Source organism: Winogradskyella ouciana, assembly GCF_009709615.1.
GTDB lineage: Bacteria > Bacteroidota > Bacteroidia > Flavobacteriales > Flavobacteriaceae > Winogradskyella > Winogradskyella ouciana.
In genome coordinates this window covers 1-230 of the sequence record NZ_WJYA01000338.1, presented here as the reverse complement: position 1 = coordinate 230, position 230 = coordinate 1, and the positions used below count along the sequence as shown (strand labels likewise).

1 protein-coding gene is annotated in these 230 nt (G+C 47.8%); it reads right to left on the bottom strand.

The window, feature by feature from the left end; translation table 11 throughout:
- Positions 1-26: 26 nt before the first annotated feature.
- The coding region (locus tag F1003_RS19300) for an arginase family protein (protein ID WP_202913953.1) at positions 27-230 on the bottom strand (204 nt) is incomplete at its 5' end.

Here is a 230-nt window from a genome sequence, read left to right as displayed (position 1 = left end):
TACCCAAAATACAACCTGCCAGAAGATCACTTGAATGGGGAGAGTTTCATTCCTTTTAATGCGTGTAACAGAACATGAGCTGCAGCTCTGCTTGTCATATCTCGAAAATCGAGGGTAGGATCGACTTCAACAATTTCAATCCCGGCAACATTGGGCTGTTGTGCGATGTACTTGACTGCTTCAAGCAATTCGTCTGTATAGAGGCCGCCCGGGCCAATCGCTGGACAGCC